The 18,233-nt window shown below is 73.6% G+C and carries 17 protein-coding genes and 1 pseudogene; 13 read left to right on the top strand and 5 right to left on the bottom strand.

The annotated features are described in order from the left end of the window. Positions 1–630 precede the first annotated feature (630 nt). A complete protein-coding gene (locus tag V9U70_RS15725) occupies positions 631–1,287 on the bottom strand; it encodes a class I SAM-dependent methyltransferase (protein WP_336675762.1) in 657 nt (218 codons plus the stop codon). A gap of 154 nt (positions 1,288–1,441) precedes the next feature. Between V9U70_RS15725 and V9U70_RS15720 the strand changes: the two genes are divergently transcribed. Then, positions 1,442–1,711, top strand: a complete 270-nt coding sequence (locus tag V9U70_RS15720) for a hypothetical protein (protein WP_336675761.1) — start codon at positions 1,442–1,444, stop codon at positions 1,709–1,711. Between the two features lie 69 nt (positions 1,712–1,780). Here the strand turns inward: V9U70_RS15720 and V9U70_RS15715 are convergent, their stop codons facing one another. Further along, positions 1,781–3,682, bottom strand: a complete 1,902-nt coding sequence (locus tag V9U70_RS15715; RefSeq protein WP_336675760.1) for an ABC transporter ATP-binding protein — start codon at positions 3,680–3,682, stop codon at positions 1,781–1,783. A 215-nt stretch (positions 3,683–3,897) separates the two neighbouring features. Here V9U70_RS15715 and V9U70_RS15710 point away from each other — a divergent pair, with 215 nt between their 5' ends. Next, entirely contained in the window at positions 3,898–4,611 is a 714-nt protein-coding gene (locus V9U70_RS15710; protein ID WP_336675758.1) for a ribonuclease H family protein, read from the top strand. A gap of 198 nt (positions 4,612–4,809) precedes the next feature. Here V9U70_RS15710 and V9U70_RS15705 read toward each other — a convergent pair whose 3' ends face one another. Beyond that, on the bottom strand, positions 4,810–5,232 hold the full coding sequence (locus V9U70_RS15705) for an ATP-binding protein (protein WP_419723984.1): 423 nt from the start codon (positions 5,230–5,232) through the stop codon (positions 4,810–4,812). Positions 5,233–5,392: 160 nt separating this feature from the next. On the opposite strand from V9U70_RS15705, the gene V9U70_RS15700 reads away from it, so the two are divergent. The 4 genes from V9U70_RS15700 (at position 5,393) to V9U70_RS15685 (ending at position 8,306) form a co-directional block, all read left to right on the top strand. Continuing rightward, positions 5,393–6,226, top strand: a complete 834-nt coding sequence (locus V9U70_RS15700) for a helix-turn-helix domain-containing protein (protein WP_336675756.1) — start codon at positions 5,393–5,395, stop codon at positions 6,224–6,226. Between the two features lie 72 nt (positions 6,227–6,298). Further along, positions 6,299–7,405: a PP2C family protein-serine/threonine phosphatase gene (locus V9U70_RS15695; RefSeq protein ID WP_336675755.1), complete on the top strand. Its 1,107-nt coding sequence runs from the start codon at positions 6,299–6,301 to the stop codon at positions 7,403–7,405. A 135-nt stretch (positions 7,406–7,540) separates the two neighbouring features. Further along, complete coding sequence (locus V9U70_RS15690; RefSeq protein WP_336675841.1) at positions 7,541–7,807, top strand: WhiB family transcriptional regulator; 267 nt, start codon at positions 7,541–7,543, stop codon at positions 7,805–7,807. A 181-nt stretch (positions 7,808–7,988) separates the two neighbouring features. After that, positions 7,989–8,306, top strand: coding sequence for a YkvA family protein (locus V9U70_RS15685; protein ID WP_336675753.1), 318 nt, complete (start codon positions 7,989–7,991; stop codon positions 8,304–8,306). 66 nt (positions 8,307–8,372) lie between these two features. On the opposite strand, the gene V9U70_RS15680 is transcribed toward V9U70_RS15685, so the two are convergent. Together V9U70_RS15680 and V9U70_RS15675 are read right to left on the bottom strand one after the other, a co-directional pair. Then, complete coding sequence (locus V9U70_RS15680; protein WP_336675752.1) at positions 8,373–8,789, bottom strand: ATP-binding protein; 417 nt, start codon at positions 8,787–8,789, stop codon at positions 8,373–8,375. A 281-nt stretch (positions 8,790–9,070) separates the two neighbouring features. Next, positions 9,071–10,231: a Dyp-type peroxidase gene (locus V9U70_RS15675; protein ID WP_336675840.1), complete on the bottom strand. Its 1,161-nt coding sequence runs from the start codon at positions 10,229–10,231 to the stop codon at positions 9,071–9,073. 338 nt (positions 10,232–10,569) lie between these two features. On the opposite strand from V9U70_RS15675, the gene V9U70_RS15670 reads away from it, so the two are divergent. The 7 genes and pseudogenes from V9U70_RS15670 to V9U70_RS15640 all read left to right on the top strand — a co-directional run bounded on the left by V9U70_RS15670 (position 10,570) and on the right by V9U70_RS15640 (position 18,052). Continuing rightward, a complete protein-coding gene (locus V9U70_RS15670; RefSeq protein ID WP_336675751.1) occupies positions 10,570–11,790 on the top strand; it encodes a cytochrome P450 in 1,221 nt (406 codons plus the stop codon). Positions 11,791–11,818: 28 nt separating this feature from the next. After that, a pseudogene (locus V9U70_RS15665) lies at positions 11,819–12,943 on the top strand (type III polyketide synthase); the annotation flags it as partial. Positions 12,944–13,044: 101 nt separating this feature from the next. Beyond that, complete coding sequence (locus tag V9U70_RS15660; RefSeq protein ID WP_336675750.1) at positions 13,045–14,232, top strand: S8 family peptidase; 1,188 nt, start codon at positions 13,045–13,047, stop codon at positions 14,230–14,232. 160 nt (positions 14,233–14,392) lie between these two features. Continuing rightward, a complete protein-coding gene (locus tag V9U70_RS15655) occupies positions 14,393–14,710 on the top strand; it encodes a cupin domain-containing protein (protein ID WP_336675748.1) in 318 nt (105 codons plus the stop codon). Between the two features lie 171 nt (positions 14,711–14,881). Continuing rightward, on the top strand, positions 14,882–15,805 hold the full coding sequence (locus tag V9U70_RS15650) for a YihY/virulence factor BrkB family protein (RefSeq protein ID WP_336675746.1): 924 nt from the start codon (positions 14,882–14,884) through the stop codon (positions 15,803–15,805). Positions 15,806–15,999: 194 nt separating this feature from the next. Continuing rightward, on the top strand, positions 16,000–16,869 hold the full coding sequence (locus tag V9U70_RS15645; RefSeq protein WP_336675745.1) for an ABC transporter substrate-binding protein: 870 nt from the start codon (positions 16,000–16,002) through the stop codon (positions 16,867–16,869). 241 nt (positions 16,870–17,110) lie between these two features. Then, positions 17,111–18,052, top strand: coding sequence for a carbohydrate kinase family protein (locus V9U70_RS15640; protein WP_336675744.1), 942 nt, complete (start codon positions 17,111–17,113; stop codon positions 18,050–18,052). The last annotated feature ends 181 nt before the right edge of the window (positions 18,053–18,233 follow it).

Below are 18,233 nucleotides of genomic sequence, written 5' to 3'. Positions count from 1 at the left end.
CGGGAGGGTGGGGGAGGGAAGCCGTCAGAGGCGGATGGACGGGGGGCCGCTCTCCGGTCGGTGAGCGTCGTCGGAGCCCGTGGGCCTGTCCCGCGCCGGGCCGGTGAACAGCGGGGGGACGGGAGGGGAATCCGAACAGAGGAGGAAAAGGATTTCGGAGATCCGGCCGTGCGCGCGTTCCTCGAATTCCTTTGCGCTCACGGACATGTGACCGGCGGAAGTCCGGGTGGGTTCGACAAGGGATTGCATAGGGGCCTGCCTCCTGCACCCGGTGGGCCCGGGGAGCGGTGTGGTCGGGGCGTATTGACGAATGCGTTACGTGCAGCCGCATGAATGTTCGGAACGGAGGAGTTCCTCACCTCGTGCATTGCGGGAGGGCAGCGCTGTTGAAGCCCACTCCGGTTACGCCGCGGGGGTGTGACTACAGCTCAGCATATAGACCAGAACTTTGCCCTCGCATTACCTTCTCGTGAAGAAGCGTAAATGCGCCATCGCTGTCATTCATTCGGCTTGTTCTCGGCTCTTTCCAAAGGGTGGCCGGGACATGCGGGGCGAGGGTTCCGAAGTATGGGATCGCTCCCCGCCGGTGGGCCGGCCGGGGAGCGGGAGGCGGGGCCGGGGCGCGCGGCGTCAGGCGCGGCGGGTGTGCAGGAAGAGGTGGGGCTCGGGCTCGCCCGCCGGATGCCGCGGGGTGAACGAGGCGCTCCACTCCGCTTCCACGACGAGCCCCGCCCGCCTGAGCAGCGCCGCGAACTCCCCGGCGCCGAAGCTGGAGACCCGCACCGGCTGCCCCATGAACACCGTGTCGACCTCCTCCGCGGCCACCGGCACCGTGGCGGCGACCAGCAGGCCGCCGGGCCGCAGCGACCGGGTGAGCCGCTCCAGCAGCTCGCCCTGGTCCTCGCGCGGCATCTGCAGCAGCGAGAAGTAGACGCAGACGGCGTCGAACGCCTCCTTCGGCACCGGCATGTCGCGGATGTCGGCGCACCGGAACTCGGCGGCCGGCACCTGGCGGGCCGCGAGAGCGGTCATCACGGGTGACACGTCGACGCCCAGCACCCGGTGCCCCGCGTCCGCCAGGGCCTGTGCGGTGGGGCGGCCCGTCCCGCTGCCCACGTCCAGTGCCCGGCTTCCGGGCGGCAGGTCCGCCAGCAGCCGGTCCAGCGAGTCCCGGTGGGCCGCCGAACCGGCGAAGGCGTGCTCGTACTCCGCGCCAAGCGCGTCGAACACCGCCGCGGCCTCGCCGCGTCGGCCGTGCCTGCCCGAAAGCCCCTGGCCCTCATCCATCGGCGCGATCCCTCCGTGGTCCGGCGGCGGGCGGGGCCCGCCCGGGTTCCCGGCCGCTGTGAGCGTCCCCCCGCACGCGCCTGAGTATGCCGGGCCGTCATCGCTGAGTAGGTCCCCCGATGTCCCGGCCCCGGGCCGCTGCTCGAATGGCCGCATGAACCGTGAAGCGCCGCGAAGCCCCCGCCTCCAGCACGTCACCACCGCCGGTGCCGCCTTGGCCGTGACACTGCTCCCGCTGGTGGTCGGGGCGCTCCTGGCGAAGTCCATGGCAGCGGACCCGATGACCTCGGTGAACGCTCTGGTCACCAACGGCGGGGGCCGCCCGCGGGTGTCCCCGGGGGTGTGGCGCAGGTGCGGCGGGCACGCGCTGCGGCGGCTGCGGCCGGCCGAGCGCGTCTCCCAGGGCCGGACCGCCACGCGGTGATGCCGCCCGGCCGGTGGGGTCCGGCCGGACGGCGTCGTCGGTGTGCGAGGGGCGGGAGCGGCGGGCCGGTCAGCCGACCGACGGCTGGACCGGCCGCATCCCGTCCTCGGCCGGCCGCTCGAACTGGGTGCGGTGCAGCTCCTCGTATCGTCCGCCCGCCGCCAGCAGCTCGGTGTGCGTGCCGTTCTCGACGATCCGGCCCGCCTCGACGACCAGGATGCGGTCGGCGGCCCGCACGGTGGAGAGCCGGTGGGCGATGACCACGGCCGTCCGGCCCACCAGTGCTTCGGCCAGCGCCTCCTGCACGGCGGCCTCCGAGGTGGAGTCGAGATGTGCGGTCGCCTCGTCCAGGATGACGACGCGCTGACGGGCCAGCAGCAGCCGGGCGATGGTGAGCCGCTGGCGCTCGCCGCCGGAGAGCCGGTAACCGCGCTCGCCCACCACGGTGTCCAGCCCGTTGGGGAGCGAGGCGATCAGACCGTCGAGCCGGGAGCGGCGCAGAGCGTCCCAGATGTCGTCCTCGGACGCGTCGGGCCGGGCCAGCAGCAGATTGGCGCGCACGGAGTCGTGGAACAAGTGCCCGTCCTGGGTGACCATGCCGAGCGTGTCCCGGATCGAGTCGGCGCTCAGGTCGCGCACGTCGACGCCGTTCAGTCGCACGGAGCCCGCGTCGGCGTCGTACAGCCGGGGCAGGAGCTGCGCGATCGTCGACTTGCCCGCGCCCGAAGAGCCCACCAGAGCGATCATCTGACCAGGTTCTGCCCGGAAGGACACCTCGTGCAGGACGGTCGCCCCGCCCCGGTTGTCGAGTGTCGCGACCTCCTCCAGCGAAGCGAGGGAGACCTTCTTTGCCGAGGGGTAGCCGAAGGAGACCCGGTCGAACTCCACCGAGACCGGCCCCTCTGGCACCTCGCGGGCGTCCGGCTTCTCGGTGATCAGCGGCTTCAGATCCAGGATCTCGAAGACCCGCTCGAAGCTGACGAGCGCGCTCATCACCTCGACGCGGGCCCCGGCGAGAGCGGTGAGCGGAGCGTACAGCCGGGTCAGGAGCAGGGCCAGCGCCACGACGGCTCCCGGTTCCAGGCTGCCGCGCAGGGCGTAGAAGCCGCCGAGTCCGTAGACCAGGGCCAGTGCCAGGGCCGAGACCAGGGTGAGCGCGGTGATGAACGTCGACTGGGCCATCGCCGTGCGGACGCCGATGTCCCGGACCCGGCGGGCGCGGTCGGCGAACGCGTCCGACTCGTCCGACGGTCGGCCGAACAGCTTCACGAGGGTCGCGCCGGGAGCGGAGAACCGCTCGGTCATCTGGGTGCCCATCGCGGCGTTGTGGTCGGCCGCCTCACGCTGGAGTCCGGCCATCCGGGCCCCCATCCGGCGGGCCGGCACGACGAACACCGGGAGCAGCACCAGCGAGAGCAGGGTGATCTGCCAGGAGATCGTGAGCATCACCGTGAGGGTCAGCAGCAGGGTGACCAGGTTGGAGACGACCCCGGAGAGCGTGTTGCTGAACGCGCGCTGCGCGCCGATCACGTCGTTGTTGAGCCGGCTGACCAGGGCCCCGGTCCTGGTCCGGGTGAAGAAGGCCACCGGCATCCGCTGCACGTGGTCGAACACGGCGGTGCGCAGGTCCAGGATCAGCCCCTCGCCCAGCGTCGCCGACAGCCAGCGGGTGAGCACCCCCAACCCGGCCTCGGCGACCGCGATGAGGGCGATGAGCAGGGCGATCCGGGTGACGGTCCCGGTGTCCTCGCCCTTCACGATGGCGTTGACGACGTGCCCGGCGAGCACCGGTGTGGCGACCGCGAGCAGCGCGGTGACGACGCTGAGCAGCAGGAACCGGTAGATCCGGCTCCGGTGGGGCCGGGCGAAGCGCATGATGCGGCGCAACGCCGTTCTGGAGAAGGGCCTGCGGTCCTGCTGGGCGTTCATGGCGCTGTGCAACGAGTGCCATGCCGTGACTTCCATGTCCATGGGGCGCTCCGAAATGTGTGGCCTGCCGACCCCGTCGGCCGTGCGGCCCCGGGTACGAACGAAACGCTAAAACCTCATGTTTGGTTGAGGTCAAGCCGCGAACCCTGGTCGTGCGAACGGCGGGGGCGTCGCCGCCCTCGGGTGAGCCGCGGGCGGCGCTCGGCATCGACATACGGCCGGTCGGGCCGGTCACGCGCAGCTGGCATGATCGAGTGATGAACGAGTGCATCATCGCCGCGTGTGACGGGGCGTCCAAGGGCAATCCCGGACCGGCCGCCTGGGCGTGGGTGGCCGCCGACGCCCAGGGCAGCCCCGTGCGCTGGGAGGCGGGCCCGCTGGGCACCGCGACGAACAACGTCGCCGAGCTCACCGCGCTGGCGGAGCTGCTGGAGTCCACCGACCCGGCGGTGCGCGTCGAGGTGCGGATGGACTCGCAGTACGCCATGAACGCCGTGACCAAATGGCTGCCGGGCTGGAAGCGCAACGGCTGGAAGACCTCGGCCGGCAAGCCCGTCGCCAACCGGGAGCTGGTCACCCGGATCGACGCGCTGCTCGGCGAGCGCGAGGTCGTCTTCCGCCACGTCCCCGCTCACCAGGTCGGGGGCGACCCGCTCAACGCGCTCGCCGACCAGGCCGCGAGCGAGGCGGCCGTGGCGCAGCGGGCGGCCGGTACGGCGCACGGCACCGCGGACTGGCCCGTGCCCGCTCCCGCGCGGTCGACGAAGGGACCTGCCGAGGGCTCAGAGGCGCCGGGCGGGGCGAAGGGGCGGGGGGCGACGGGCGTGAACCGGCCCGGGCGGTCGACCGGGACGATCAAGGCGCGCTTCGCGGGCCGGTGCCGCTGTGGGAAGCCGTACGCGGCCAAGGAGCCGATCGCGAAGAACCCGATCGGCTGGGGTCACCCGGAGTGCCGTGCGTCCTCCGCCTGACCGCGCGCGGGAGCTGGGAGGCCGCCGGGGCCGGATCTGGGGCCGGGGCGGGCCGCAGCGGTCGGCGGCCGGTCGTCGGCGGGCCTGAGGAGTCGACGGGCGGGAGCGCCCGGGCGGGGCGGACCGGGCCCTGGGCGGACGGCGGGCGGCCGGCCCGTGCCGGTGGGCCGGGCCGGAGGGAGGCGCGAGGCGGAGGGGTCAGACGAGGTCGGCCCAGACGAGGCGCCCCGCCACCGCGGCGCGGCTGCCCCAGCGGGCGGCCAGCGCGTCGACGAGCAACAGGCCCCGTCCGTCCTCCGCCAGGCAGTCCAGCGACTCCCCGCAGTCGCGGGCGTCGCTCTGCGTCGCGGGGGTCCGGGCCAGGCCCGCTGACGCCTCGGGAGAGGCGGGGGCCGGGATGCGGCCTCGGCCGCGGTTCCAGACGCATACGCGCACGCCGTCACCCGAACGCAGGACCCGGCAGCGGATGCGCCGGGTGCTGGTGTGCTGCACCGCGTTGGTGACCAGTTCTGTCACGATCAGAGCGGCCGCGTCGACGCGGTCCGCGGGCTCTCCCCACGCCCGCATCACCTCCTGCACCCGATGCCGCGCTTCCGGCGCCCCTTCGGGCGACCGGGGCACCCACCAGCTGTGTGCACCTCGGACAGCCCTGACATCGGGGGCACGCTCCGCGCAAATGGCTATTTCCGACATGTATGTACTCTCGACGCAAAGTGCATACTTTGCAAGTGGCAGAATGTGTGGCGCTCCGTAACCGGGGTCCGACGAGGAAGGCATGTGTATGCGAGCCCGCTCCGGCCCCACCGTGGAGCACCGTGTCCTGGCGGTACGCCTCCGACTGCTGCGGGAGCGCGCCGGCGTGAGCCTCCGAGCCGCCGCCGAGGCTCTGGACGCCCACCCGGCCACCGTCCGGCGGATCGAACGGGCCGAGACGGCCCTGGACGCCCGGCAGGTCGCCGAACTCCTGCGCTGCTACGGAGTGGGCCCCGCCGTCGCCGAGCCCATCATGGCCGGCATCGGCGCCGCGAACCTGCCCGGCTGGTGGCACGGCTGGCGGGACGCGATGGAGAGCTGGCAGCAGGACGTCATCGGAGTCGAGTCGTCGGCGAGCCTCGTGCGGACCTGGCACCCCGCGCTCGTGCCCGAGCTGCTGCGCACCCCCGCCTACGCCGACGCGCTCTACCGCAGCCAGTACCCCCAGGACACCCCCGCCCGGCGGGAACGCCGCGTCGAACTGCTGTGGGAGCGTCGCCGCAGGATGAGGGAGCGCGGAGCCGACCTGTGGGCCCTGTTCCCGGCGGCGGCCCTGCACACCCGGGTCGGCGGCCCGCAGACCATGGCCGGACAGCGGACAGCACTGGCCGAGGCGATGCAGGAGCAGCACATCACCGTCCAGGTGGTGCCCCTGGACCACCCACCGCACCCTCTGACCGGCCTGCCGCCCCTGCACCTGCTCCGGGTGCCCGCGCCGGAGATCGGGGACCAGGCGGTCCTGGAGACCCCCGGCGTCCGGGTCGACGTCATCGACGAGCCCGAGACCGTGATGGCCCACCGCATCCGGCTGGACGCCGCGTCCGCCGCCGCACCCCGCCCCGGGACGCCCCTGCCGCCCTGACCGCGCCCCGGGCGGAGCACACCCGGCCCCCGCCGGGGTGCGGCGGGCCCCGACTCCGTACAGCGTGGGGGAGTGGTGCAGACGCGCAGGGCCCAGTGGATTCCCGTGGGGGTCGTCGTGCTGGCCGTCGTGCTGGACCTGGTCACCCCGACGGACGTGACCTCGGCCCCGCTCCTCATGGCCGCCCCGGTCGCCGCGGCGCCGCTGCTGCGCCTGCGCGGCATCATCGCGACCGGCGCCCTCGCCATGGCCGTCCACGCCGGCCTGGCCTGGATCGACGGTACCTTCGGCTGGCAGCGGGGCGTCGCCAACCAGCTCACCCTGCTGGCCGTCACCGTGCTGGCCGTCCTCATCAACCGCACCCTGGAGGGCCAGGACGCCCGGACCCGGCGCGCCCGCCACGTCGCCGCGGTGGCCCAGAGCGCCGTGCTGCCGAGGCCCCCGTCGCGGCTCGGCGAGCTCCGGATCGCGGCCCGCTACGTCCCCGCGGAGGACGAAGCGATGATCGGCGGCGATCTCTACGTCGTCCAGGACACCCCCCACGGGGTGCGCGTGATGGTCGGCGACGTGCGCGGCAAGGGCCTGGGCGCGGTGAGCGCCGTCTGCGCGGACCTGGGGGCCTTCCGGTACGCCGCGGACGAGGCGCGGGACCTGCCGGGGCTGGTGGCCTCCCTGGAACGGGCGCTCCTGCGCGAGGGGGGCCGGCGCGGAGGCCAGGAGCAGGAGGAGGGGTTCACGACGGCCCTGATCGCGGAGTTCTCCGACGACCTCGACACCGTGCGCGTCGTCAACCGGGGCCATCCGCCGCCGGTGCTGCTCGACGCCGAGGGCGGGGCCACCACGCTCGAACCGTCCGAGGAGGCGCCGCCGCTCGGCATGAGCGCCCTGGGGTCCTGGAGCTCGCCGGTCGACACGTTCCCCTTTCCGCCCGGCGCCACCCTCCTCTGCTACACCGACGGGGTCACCGAGGCCCGCGACGAGTCCGGAGTCTTCTACGACGCGGCCCTGCGCCTGCCCGTCCTGCTCCACCGCCGCGCCCCCACCGGCCCCCCGGCCACCCCGGCCCAGATCCTCCACCTGCTGATCGAGGACATCGGGCGGCACACCGGTGGCCGGGTCCAGGACGATCAGGCGATCCTGGCCCTCCACCGCCCCCGGCCCGCGTCGCCCACCAGGTGACCCCTGCCGGCGGGGAACCGAAAGGCACCGCACCCGTACGGGTTTGAGGCGTCGATCGCCGGTCACCCGCAGAGGACACGTACGGCACTCGCCTACGACCCCCATCGACCTCGGGAGTGAGCAGCAGTGAGCAGCATGGAGAACTGGCGCCTGCACGCGGCCTGCCGCGAGGCGGACCCGGATCTGTTCTTCCCCATCGGGAGCACCGGGCCCGCGGTCGTCCAGACCGAAGAGGCCAAGGCCGTCTGCCGGACCTGCCCCGTGCAGGCCGCCTGCCTGGAGTGGGCCCTGGAGAACGGACAGGACTCCGGCATCTGGGGAGGCCTCGGTGAGAACGAGCGGCGCGCGCTCAAGCGTCGCAGCCGCCGACGGGCCGAAGCCCGCGGTCGCGGGGCCGCCTGACCCGTGCGTCCCGCACCGTCCAATCCGAGCCGACCGCTCCGGGGAGGTCGGGCCCGTACCGCGGGCCGGCTGCCCCGGCCCCTGGCCACGACCGTCGGACGGCTCGCGTTCGCTGGGCCCGAAGCGGTGACTCCGCTCACCTTCCTTCGCGGTCCGGGAACCCCCGGGGTACACAGGAGTCATGGACACCACCGCGTGGCTCGTCGCCGGCGCCATGGCCGCCCTGGCCACTCTGGTCCTGACCGGCGTGCTGCTGGCACGCGTCTTCAGAGCCAGGAAGCTGCTGGCCGACGCCGGCCTTCCGCTCCGTGACAAGGCGCTCGTCTGGGCAGCCGTCATCTACACCGTGTCGCCGGTGGACCTGCTCCCGGACCCCGTCTACCTCGACGACATCGGATTCCTGCTCATCGCCCTGCGCTCCCTGCATACGGTCGCGGGGGCGCACCAGGTCGGGCCGGCGGGCGCCTTGTCGAAGAAGCGTCCCGACGTCGTACGCTGACGGGCCGTTCGCCCGGCGCCGTGAGCCGGGCGCCCCACCAGCAGGCCGTGGCCAGGCCCCCGCCCGTCAGCGGGCCACGGTCGCGAGGATGACCTTCCCGCCGCCCGGAGCCTCGTGGACCCGGACCTCCCTGGACAGCCGCTGGACCATCGGCCAGCCGAACCCGCCGCTTCGGCCGGTCAGGTCGGGGGCACGGTCCTGCGGGAGCACCGGGCTAGGATCGGTGACCTCGACATGGACATCCGTGCGGTCCGCGGTCAGCCGCAGCGCGGTGACCGCCCCCGCGTGCCGGACGGCGTTCGTCACCAGCTCCGTCACGAGGAGCAGCAGGTTCTGCACGACATGCGTCGCGGGCGCGGGGTGCAGCTGCTCGACGAAGCTGCTGACCGCCTCCCGTGCGTCGGCGGCCTTCTCCGGCCGGCATACGTAGCCGGTGCGGGCCTCTTCGTTCGGCGCGAAGGCCGTCATCACGCGGTCGTTCATCGTGTTCACCCCGTCCAGTGAGCCTCATGGCTGACGTACGGATACCCCGGGAACGGCATTTCATGGAAACGGATGCGGAGGAGCGCGCGAGACCTGGGGCGGAGGGGAGCCACCGGGCACGAGAGGTTGGTCCGGCTCCGTCGTGCCCTCCGCGTGCGTCCGGAGCCGCACGGATGGTGCGACCGGGGACGGGAGTGGGGTGTTCTGTGTGTGGGGCTCGGGCGGCGACGGGGGCAGACACCGCGCCGGCTTTCGGGGCCCGCAGGGCCGCCCCCGCGGGGTCAGGAGCCCAGCAGTGCGGAGCCGTACCAGTCCGCGTCGTCGGCCACCCCCGGGAGGACGAGGAAGTAGCCGCCGCCCGTCGTGGTGCTGAAGTCGGCGAAGCGCTCGCCCTCCAGCCGCCCCTGCACGGTCGCGAACTGCCGGGCGATGTCCTGTTGGTAGCAGCAGAAGACGAGCCCCACGTCGAGCGTCCCGTCGGGGGCGAGCCCCTGGTCGACGTTGTAGCTCCGGCGCAGCAGGACCGAGTCCTCGCTGCCGGGCGTACGGGGGTTGGCCCGGCGGATATGGGATTCCAGCGGCGTCACCCGGCCCTCCGGGTCACGTCCGTAGTCGGGCAGGTCGCTCTCCACGCGGCCGTCGAGCGGCGCGCCGGTCGACTTGCGCCGGCCGAAGATCTTCTCCTGCTCAGCCGTGGGCACCTGGTCCCAGGCCTCCGCGTGGAGCCGGATCGTGCGCAGGACCTGGTAGCTCCCGCCGCGCGCCCAGCGGGGCCCCTCCGACCCGATCCAGACCAGCCGGTCCATCTCCCGCTCCGACGTCGTGTCCGGGTGCGCGGTGCCGTCCTTGAAGCCGACGAACGACCGGGGGGCGCCCTCGGGACGCGGGGGGTTCAGGAAGCCGTCCACCCGCCACCGCGTCCGCAGCAGCCCCGCCGTCTCCCGGGCCAGGTCCCGCACCACGTGCAGCACCGCGTCCGGATGCTGGGCGCACACCTGCACCGAGAGATCGCCGTGACAGCTCTTGCCGTCGAGCCGGTCCCCGGGGAACGCCGGCATCGGGACCAGACCGGGCGGCCGGGCCCCCGCCAGCCCGAACCGGTCGTCGAACAGGGAGGCCCCCACACCGACGGTGACCGTCAGCCGGTCCTCAGGGCCCCGCACCGCCGCCACGTCCGGGTCCTCCGGGACGACGCCCGCCGTCAGGGTGCGGCACCGCTCGGTCAGCTTCCGGAGGAGCCCGGTCAGCTCCGCCCGGTCGCGGGCCAGTACGTCGAACGCCGCGAAGCCCCCGAAGGGCTGCTGCGGGGTGAGGATGCCGGCTTGGTGCGCCCCGTGGAACTCCACACGGCCGTCGTCGGCGCCGGCGGCCCTCCCGCCCCCGCCCGGCGCTCCGTAGGCGGAACCGGCTGACACCGCTCCGGCCAGGCCCGTGGCCCCCACGAGCCCGGCCACCCCCCGCACGAAGGTGCGCCGGCCGGGACGTGCATACCGGCGCTGATCACTTTCCGTCATGCCTTTCCCCTCCCGGGATCGAAGTGAGGTGAGCTGTTCCCCGGAGGCCTACCGCACGGGACCGCAGATCAGTGCGATTTCCTCCGTGTGAGCGGATCGACTGGGCCCAACGGCCCTGCGAGTCGGCCGACTCCCCCTCTAATCGGCTGACTGAGGAGTGCGAGTGACATGTTTCGTGGCGCGGCGGGGGACACAGGGGAGGTCTGTTCCCCGGCCCGGAGCCGGCACGCCTTCATTTCCCCGAACCGGTCATTGGGAGAACCTCGGTGGAGAACACCCCGGTCCAGAGCAAGGAAACCGTACGGAGCTGTCCCTTCGACTTCGCGGAGCAACTGGAATTCGACCCCCAGCTCAAGCAGTTGCTGACCCAGGAGCCGGTGTCCCGCATCCGTATGCCGTACGGAGAGGGCGAGGCCTGGCTCGTCACCCGCTACGAGGACGTCCGGACGGTCACCACCGACCGGCGCTTCAGCCGCAGCGCGGTCCTCGGCCGGGACTTCCCGCGGATGACCCCAGAGCCGATCGTCCAGGCGGAGTCCATCAACCTCATGGACCCGCCCGCCAGCAGCCGGCTGCGCGGCCTGGTGGCCAAGAGCTTCACCCCGCGCCGCGTCGAGCAGATGCGGGAGGGGACTCAGCGCGTCGTGGACCGGCTGCTGGACGAGATGGAGGACGCGGGCTCCCCGGCCGACTTCGTGGCCCGGGTCTCCGCCCCGCTGCCGCTGATCACCATCTGCGAGGCGCTGGGCATCCCGGAGGCCGACCGCCGCTGGCTCCGCGCCCACGCCATGACGATGATGAACGTCGGGGCCGCGGGCAAGGCGGACGCGGTGCGCGCCAAGGCGGAACTGCGCGCCTACTTCGGCGAGCTGACTGCCGAGAGGCGCCGCTCACCGGGCGAGGACCTCATCAGCACCCTGGCCACCGCCCGGGACGGCGCGGAACTGCTCGACGACGACGAGCTGACCGTCATGGCGATGGTCCTGCTCATCACCGGTCAGGACACCACGACCTACCAGCTCGGCAACATCGCCTACACCCTGCTGACCCGTCCCGAACTGCTCGGCGCCCTGAGGGCCGAACCGCAGCGGCTGCCCCGTGCCCTGGAGGAGCTGCTGCGCCACATCCCCTTCCGCAAGGGCGTCGGCATTCCGCGCATCGCCCTGGAGGACGTGGAGCTCGGCGGCGTCGCCATCAAGGCCGGCGACGTGGTCCACGTCTCCTACCTGACGGCCAACCGGGACGCCGCCAAGTTCGAACGCCCCGACGAGCTGGACCCCGACCGGCCGTCCATCCCGCACATGACGTTCGGGTGGGGCGCCCACCACTGCCTGGGCGCGCCGCTCGCCACCATGGAACTGGAAGTGGCCTTCGCCACGCTGTTGGCCCGCTTCCCCGCCCTGCGACTCGACGTGCCGCCCGAGGACGTCTCGTGGAACACGACGTCGATCTGGCGTTACCCGCTCGCCCTGCCCGTCACATGGTGACGAGAGCCTCCGCTTCAGAGAACGAGGAGAACCCATGGCGACTCTGTGCCGACCGGCCATCGCTGTGCCCGAGCACGTCATCACGATGCAGCAGACCCTGGACCTGGCCCGGGAGACCCACGCCCGCCACCCACAGCGCGACCTCGTCCTGAGACTCATCCAGAACACCGGTGTGCAGACCCGTCATCTCGTCCAGCCCGTGGAGGAGACCCTCAAGCACCCCGGTTTCGAAGTACGCAACCAGGTGTACGAGGCCGAGGCGAAGACGCGGGTCCCCGAAGTGGTCCGGCGGGCTCTTGAGAACGCCGGGACGGAACCGGCCGACATCGATCTGATCGTCTACGTGTCCTGCACGGGCTTCATGATGCCCTCGCTGACCGCCTGGCTCATCAACACCATGGGCTTTCGGTCCGAGACCCGACAACTGCCCATCGCGCAGCTCGGGTGTGCCGCGGGCGGTGCGGCGATCAACCGCGCGCACGATTTCTGCCTGGCCTACCCGGAGGCCAACGTCCTCATCGTCTCCTGCGAGTTCTGCTCGCTCTGCTACCAGCCCACCGACATCGGGGTCGGCTCGCTGCTCTCCAACGGACTGTTCGGAGACGCCATCTCCGCTGCCGTCGTCCGGGGGCAGGGAGGCACCGGGATGCGCTTGGAGCGCAACGGCTCGCATCTGGTGCCCGACACGGAGGACTGGATCTCCTACGCGGTCCGCGACACCGGATTCCACTTCCTGCTGGACAAGCGGGTCCCCGGCACGATGGAGATGCTGGCCCCGGTCCTCCAGGACCTGGTCGACCTGCACGGCTGGTCCGTCCCCGCGATGGACTTCTTCATCGTGCACGCGGGCGGGCCGCGGATTCTGGACGACTTGTGCCACTTCCTGAAAGTGCCGCCGGAGATGTTCCGCTACAGCCGGGCCACGCTCACAGAGCGGGGCAACATCGCCAGCTCCGTCGTCTTCGACGCGCTGGCGCGGCTTTTCGACGACGGAGGCGCGGCCGAGTCCGCACAGGGCCTGATCGCCGGGTTCGGCCCCGGCATCACCGCCGAGGTGGCGGTCGGCAGGTGGACGGGCCGCGACCGCGACCCCGCCGCGGAGGACGGGCTCGGCGGGCTGGCGCTGACGCCGAGCGTTGCGCTGTCCGGCTGAACCCGCTAAGGCGCCCGGGGGGCGGGGTCGAAGGAACGGGGTGTTCGTGCTTCACGGACGCACCCGCTCCGTGAACGGAGCCCCCACCCCGAGGAGAACGCATGCGCCTGCCCGCCCGATGGGCCTCCACCGCCCTGCTGCTGATCACCCCTCTGATCGGCGCCCCCGCCCCGGCCTCCGCCGACACAGGACCGGAGGGCGTCCCGGTGGAGCGGTCAGCCCGGGCCGTGCCCGGGCAGTACATCGTCACCCTGGAGACCGGAATCTCGCCGGACACCGTCCTGCGCGAGTTCGGGCTCCGCCCTCTGTTCACGTACGGCAAGGTGCTGCACGGCTTCGCCGCCACGCTCACCACCGCCGAGCTCGAAGCGGTGCGGGCCGTGCCCGGGGTGCTCGCCGTGGAGGAGAACGCGGAGGTGACCGTCCCCGCGCCGGCCCCCGCCCCGCTGCGCGCCCCCGCCGCCGGCTGGGGCACCGACCGCATCGACCAGCGGACCCTTCCGCTGGACGACACCTTCACCACCACGGCCACCGGCCAGGGCGTCAAGGTCTACGTCGTCGACACCGGCATCGACTCCACCCACGCGGAGTTCGCAGGCCGTGTGGTGAACGGGTACGACTCCGTCGGAGACGGCCGTGACGGCATGGACTGCAACGGCCACGGCACGCACGTCGCGGGCACCGTCGGCGGCGCCACCCTCGGCGTGGCCCAGGAGGCCTCGCTGGTCAACGTACGCGTGCTGGACTGCCAGGGCAGCGGCACCTGGGCCGGCGTCCTGGCCGGCTTCGACTGGGTCGCCCAGGACGCGACGCGCAGCGGAGCCCCGGCCGTGCTGAACGCCTCGCTGGGCGGGTCCCGGTCCCGCTCCATCGACGCGGCGGTCGAGGCCGTCGCCGACGCGGGCGTGCTGCCGGTCGTGGCGGCAGGGAACGACGACCGCGACGCCTGCGACGTCTCTCCGGCCGCCGCCGACGGCGTGGTCGCGGTCGGAGCCAGCGACCGGGAGGACCGGGAGACCGCCTTCAGCAACTGGGGGGTGTGCCTGGCGCTGTACGCACCCGGCGCCGACATCCTCTCCGCACGCCTCGGCGGCGGAACGGTCGCGCTCGACGGCACGTCCATGGCGAGCCCGCACGTCGCCGGGGTCGCCGCCCTCCACAAGGAGACGGACCCGGCGGCCTCTCCTGCCACCGTGGCGCGCCGACTGACGGACACGGCCACCCCGGACGTCCTGTCGGGCCTCGGCCAGGGCTCCCCCGACCGGCTGCTGTACACGGACGGTCTCTGACGGTCCGGCCGGGAGGACGGCGGCCCCGTCCGCGGGTGAGTGAGGTCACCCGCCCGGCGGACGGGCCGCACACCGTTCCCGTCCGGGCGGGGGCGCGGGCCGCCTCATTCCCGCCGTCCGCAGAATCGCGGGCCGGGCGTCGCTGCGGCACAGTGGGCCCATGGACGATCTCAACGCACTGGCAGAGGAACACCTGGCCGCGGCCCGCGCCTCCGCGCACGGCCGCAGCGCCCGCCTCCTGGTCCAGCAGCCCCCCTTGCGGCAGACGGTGATCGCCCTCACCGCGGGGACCGCGCTGGACGAGCACAACGCCCCGCCCGCCGCCTCCCTCCTCGTCCTGCACGGCACGGTCCGCCTCACGGCCTCTTCCGGCGACGCGGAACTGCCGGCCGGCGCCCTGCACCCCGTCCCGCAGGAGCGGCACGGGCTGCTGGCACTCCAGGACGCGGTGGTGCTGCTCACGGCCGTCAACGACTGACCGGCCGACCACCGAGCCGGCGGCGCTCCGGGGGCGCCCGGCGGCGAGAGGGGCGCTCCCCGGGGTGTGCTTTCGTCTGGACGAGGCAGGAGAGGAACGGAAGCGGTCGGAGCGTCCGTCGGACGGACCGCCGTCCGCCCCCGCGTCCGCCCCCACCCCCGGAGTGCCAGCGTGCCCACCCAGACCGCCGCAGCAGCGGAAAGCGCCGCCCCCGCCGCCGAGCGCCCCGGCACACCGCGCCGCTGGCTCACCGCCCTGCGCCGCACCCCCCTCTCGCTGTGGAACGACGACGTGTCGGACTGGGCCGCGGCCCTGACGTACTACGCCATCCTGGCGCTCCTGCCGACGCTCCTCGTCACCGTGGCGGTGATCGGACTGACCAACCCCGCGGCGACCGAGGCTCTGATCGCCGACATCACGGCCTTCGCCCCCGCCGAGTCCGGGGAGGCGCTGCGCCGCCCGTTGGAGGCGGCCACAGAGGAGCACACCGCCGTATGGGTGTTCGTGGCGACCGGAAGCGTGAGCGCCCTGTGGTCGGCCAGCAGCTATCTGGCCGTTTTCCGGCGGGCGCTCCACGCCATGCACCACGTCCGTGACGTCCGGCCCGCACTGCGCAAGGCACACATCATCGTCGTCTCGGCGATCGGGCTGCTCGTCCTGCTGATGACCGGCGCCTTCGCCCTGGTCCTCACGGGCCCGCTGGCCCGCTGGCTCGGCCGCCGCGTCGGCCTGGCCGCCGCGGACGAGATGCTGTGGTCGGTCCTCAAATGGCCGGTGCTGCTCTGCGTCGTCGCCTGCCTGATCCTGGTGCTCTTCCGCACCGGGCCGCGCCCGGCGCGCGGCGTGCGCCGAGGGCTGCCCGGCGGGGTCCTGGCCGCGTTCCTGTGGCTGACCGCATCGGCGGGCTTCGCGCTGTACGCGACGAGCATCGGCAGCTACAGCAGGCTCTACGGTTCGCTCGCCGGGATCGTCGTCTTTCTGATCTGGGTCTGGTTCGCCAATCTCTCGCTCTTGGCCGGGGCCCAGTTCAACGTCGAACTGGGCCGGCAAGCGCGGGAGGAGAGGAAGGAGGAGTCCGCCGAGGGCGCGGAATGAGCGGGATCGCGCCGCCTTCGACGGCGCCCGCTCCCGCGAGCGGTGACGTGCGCGCCGCGACCGCGTTGAGCGGCGCGGCGCCCAGGGGGCAGACGTTCCGGCCGTAGGCGTGTGGCGACGGGGGTGTGGGCAGGTACACCTGTGCGAAGTCGGACGAACGGAACGTCAGTCGGCGGCAGAGGGGCGTGTGTGACGTGACGGAACAGAGCGGATGGCGGTTCTCCGACGACCGGGGCCGGCGGTCGTCGGCCCCCCGGACGCCGCGGCGGGTGCTCGCCTATGTCCAGGCCGGCGCCACGCTGTGGGACCTCGGGGTCCGGCCGGTCGGGATATACGGCTCCGACCACGACGGCCCGGCCCCCGACCGGGCCAAGACCGGCACACTGCCGCTGGAGGAGGTCGACTACCTCGGGGCGGGCGGCAGTCTGGACGTGGAACGGCTGCTGAGCGCGGAGCCGGACCTCGTGGTGGCCGTCAGCTACGGCGACGGGCACGTCTACGGGCTGGCCCCCGAGACCGCCAAGCACCTGGAGGAGCGGGTCCCGGTGGTCGTCGTCGACGTCGGCCAGACCCGTTCGTTCGACGAGATAGGCGAGCGGTTCACCGAACTGGCGCGCTCCCTCGGAGCCGCACAACGCACGGACGCGAGCCGGGACCTGACGGCCGTCCGTGAGCGGCTGCGCTCCCTGGCCGCCGGGTCCGCCGACGCGCCCAGGGTGCTCGCCCTGTCCCCGGCCGGCCCGGACCGGGCCCATGTCGCGCGCCCGAGGATGTGGCCCGAGCTGCGCGTCCTCACCGCACTCGGCGTCCGGACGGTGGAGCCGGCCGAAGGCCCCGGGGCGAACTGGTCCACGCTCGACCGGTCGGACACGTTCGCGCTGCGCCCCGACGTGATCCTCACCGACGTCCGCGCGCACGCCGGGTCGCTCGACGCGTTGCGTGGAAGCGACGACCGGGCGACGCCGGTCGTCCCGTGGAACCCCGAGCCCCTCTACGGCCCCCGCGACCACGCCCGGTTCCTGGGGCTGGTCGCCGACGCGCTGGAGGCCGCGCGGGCGAGCTGAGGTCGCGGCGGTGCCGGGGACCGTACGCGGGCGCCCCGGCCTTCCGGCGGCCGGCGGGCCCGCGGGGACGCCGCTCGGGCCGGCGGAGCCGGCCGCCCGCGCCGCGCGGGGCACATGCCGCGCCACGGGCCCCGCCCGCCCCTTCGTGTCTCCGGCCGGACGCCACGAAGGGGCGGACGGGGCGGAAGCTGCCAGGCTGGAGAGGACACCCGCCCCACGGCGCCCCAGGAGACCTGCCCCCATGCACGACCGACTGGATCTGCTGGTCATCGGAGAATGCGTCGCCGACATCGTCCGGACGCCGGGCGAGGCCGACCGGGTCCACCCGGGCGGCAGCCCGGCGAACGTCGCGTACGGCCTGGCCCGGCTCGGCCGCGACGTCACCCTGCTCACCCAGCTCGGCGCCGACGGGCACGGGCGGCTCATCCGGGACCGGCTGACCGCGGCCGGGGCCGAGGTCCGCACCGACGCCTCGACCGCACCCACGCCCACCGCCGCCGTCACCCTGGACGACGCCGGGCACGCTGCGTACGCCTTCGAGATCGGCTGGAGCCTGGGCCCGGTGGCGCTCGCCCGGCCCCCGTCGCACGTGCACACCGGCTCCCTGGCGGCGGTCCTGGAGCCCGGGGCCGCGACCGTCCTGGCCGACGTGGAGTCGCTGCGGGCGCACGCCACGGTGAGCTACGACCCCAACGTGCGGCCCGGTCTGATGGGTGAGCACACCCCGGCGGTGGCCCGCGTCGAGCGCTGCGTCGCTCTGAGCGACGTGGTGAAGGCCAGCGACGAGGACCTGTCCTGGCTCTACCCGGGCGAGGCTCCGGAGCACGTCGCCGAGCGGTGGCTCGCCGCCGGTCCCGCACTCGTCCTCGTCACCCGGGGCGGCGCCGGCGCGTTCGCGGTGTTCGACGGCGGCCGTGCCACCGCCCGCGCGCTGCCCGTCGCCGTCGCCGACACCGTCGGAGCGGGCGACGCCTTCATGTCCGGCACGCTGCACGCGCTGGCCCGGCACAGCCTGCTCGGCGGGCAGGGCCGGGCGCGGCTGCGTGCCCCCGGCCGCGCGACGGTCGCCGACGTCCTGCGGCACGCCGTCGCCTCGGCCGCCGTCACCGTGAGCCGGGCGGGGGCCGACCCGCCCGACGCGGCCGAACTCCAGGAGGCCCTCGCTCATGCCGACGCGCTGTGAGGGCTCTCCGGCGCACGGAGAGGCGCTCGCGCCCACCTGACGCCCCGTCATGACTCGTCTGGCTCAGTCGAACGCACCCCCGCCAGGCGTTGGGCCGTTCGTCAACCGGCCGCAGTACGACAACGGGATCGGGGCAGCGGGTGGCGAGAGTGGACAGCGGCACGGAGCGGGGCGCGCGCCC

This window comes from Streptomyces pratensis, assembly GCF_037137275.1.
Lineage (GTDB): Bacteria > Actinomycetota > Actinomycetes > Streptomycetales > Streptomycetaceae > Streptomyces > Streptomyces pratensis_B.
This window is presented reverse-complemented; position numbering and strand designations above follow the sequence as displayed.

Coding starts and splice junctions, on each gene's coding strand:
- V9U70_RS15725 (WP_336675762.1), bottom strand. CDS start 1,287: ATGGATGAGGGCCAGGGGCTTTCGGGCAGGCACGGCCGACGCGGCGAG.
- V9U70_RS15720 (WP_336675761.1), top strand. CDS start 1,442: ATGAACCGTGAAGCGCCGCGAAGCCCCCGCCTCCAGCACGTCACCACC.
- V9U70_RS15715 (WP_336675760.1), bottom strand. CDS start 3,682: ATGGACATGGAAGTCACGGCATGGCACTCGTTGCACAGCGCCATGAAC.
- V9U70_RS15710 (WP_336675758.1), top strand. CDS start 3,898: ATGAACGAGTGCATCATCGCCGCGTGTGACGGGGCGTCCAAGGGCAAT.
- V9U70_RS15700 (WP_336675756.1), top strand. CDS start 5,393: ATGCGAGCCCGCTCCGGCCCCACCGTGGAGCACCGTGTCCTGGCGGTA.
- V9U70_RS15690 (WP_336675841.1), top strand. CDS start 7,541: ATGGAGAACTGGCGCCTGCACGCGGCCTGCCGCGAGGCGGACCCGGAT.
- V9U70_RS15685 (WP_336675753.1), top strand. CDS start 7,989: ATGGACACCACCGCGTGGCTCGTCGCCGGCGCCATGGCCGCCCTGGCC.
- V9U70_RS15680 (WP_336675752.1), bottom strand. CDS start 8,789: ATGAACGACCGCGTGATGACGGCCTTCGCGCCGAACGAAGAGGCCCGC.
- V9U70_RS15660 (WP_336675750.1), top strand. CDS start 13,045: ATGCGCCTGCCCGCCCGATGGGCCTCCACCGCCCTGCTGCTGATCACC.
- V9U70_RS15655 (WP_336675748.1), top strand. CDS start 14,393: ATGGACGATCTCAACGCACTGGCAGAGGAACACCTGGCCGCGGCCCGC.
- V9U70_RS15640 (WP_336675744.1), top strand. CDS start 17,111: ATGCACGACCGACTGGATCTGCTGGTCATCGGAGAATGCGTCGCCGAC.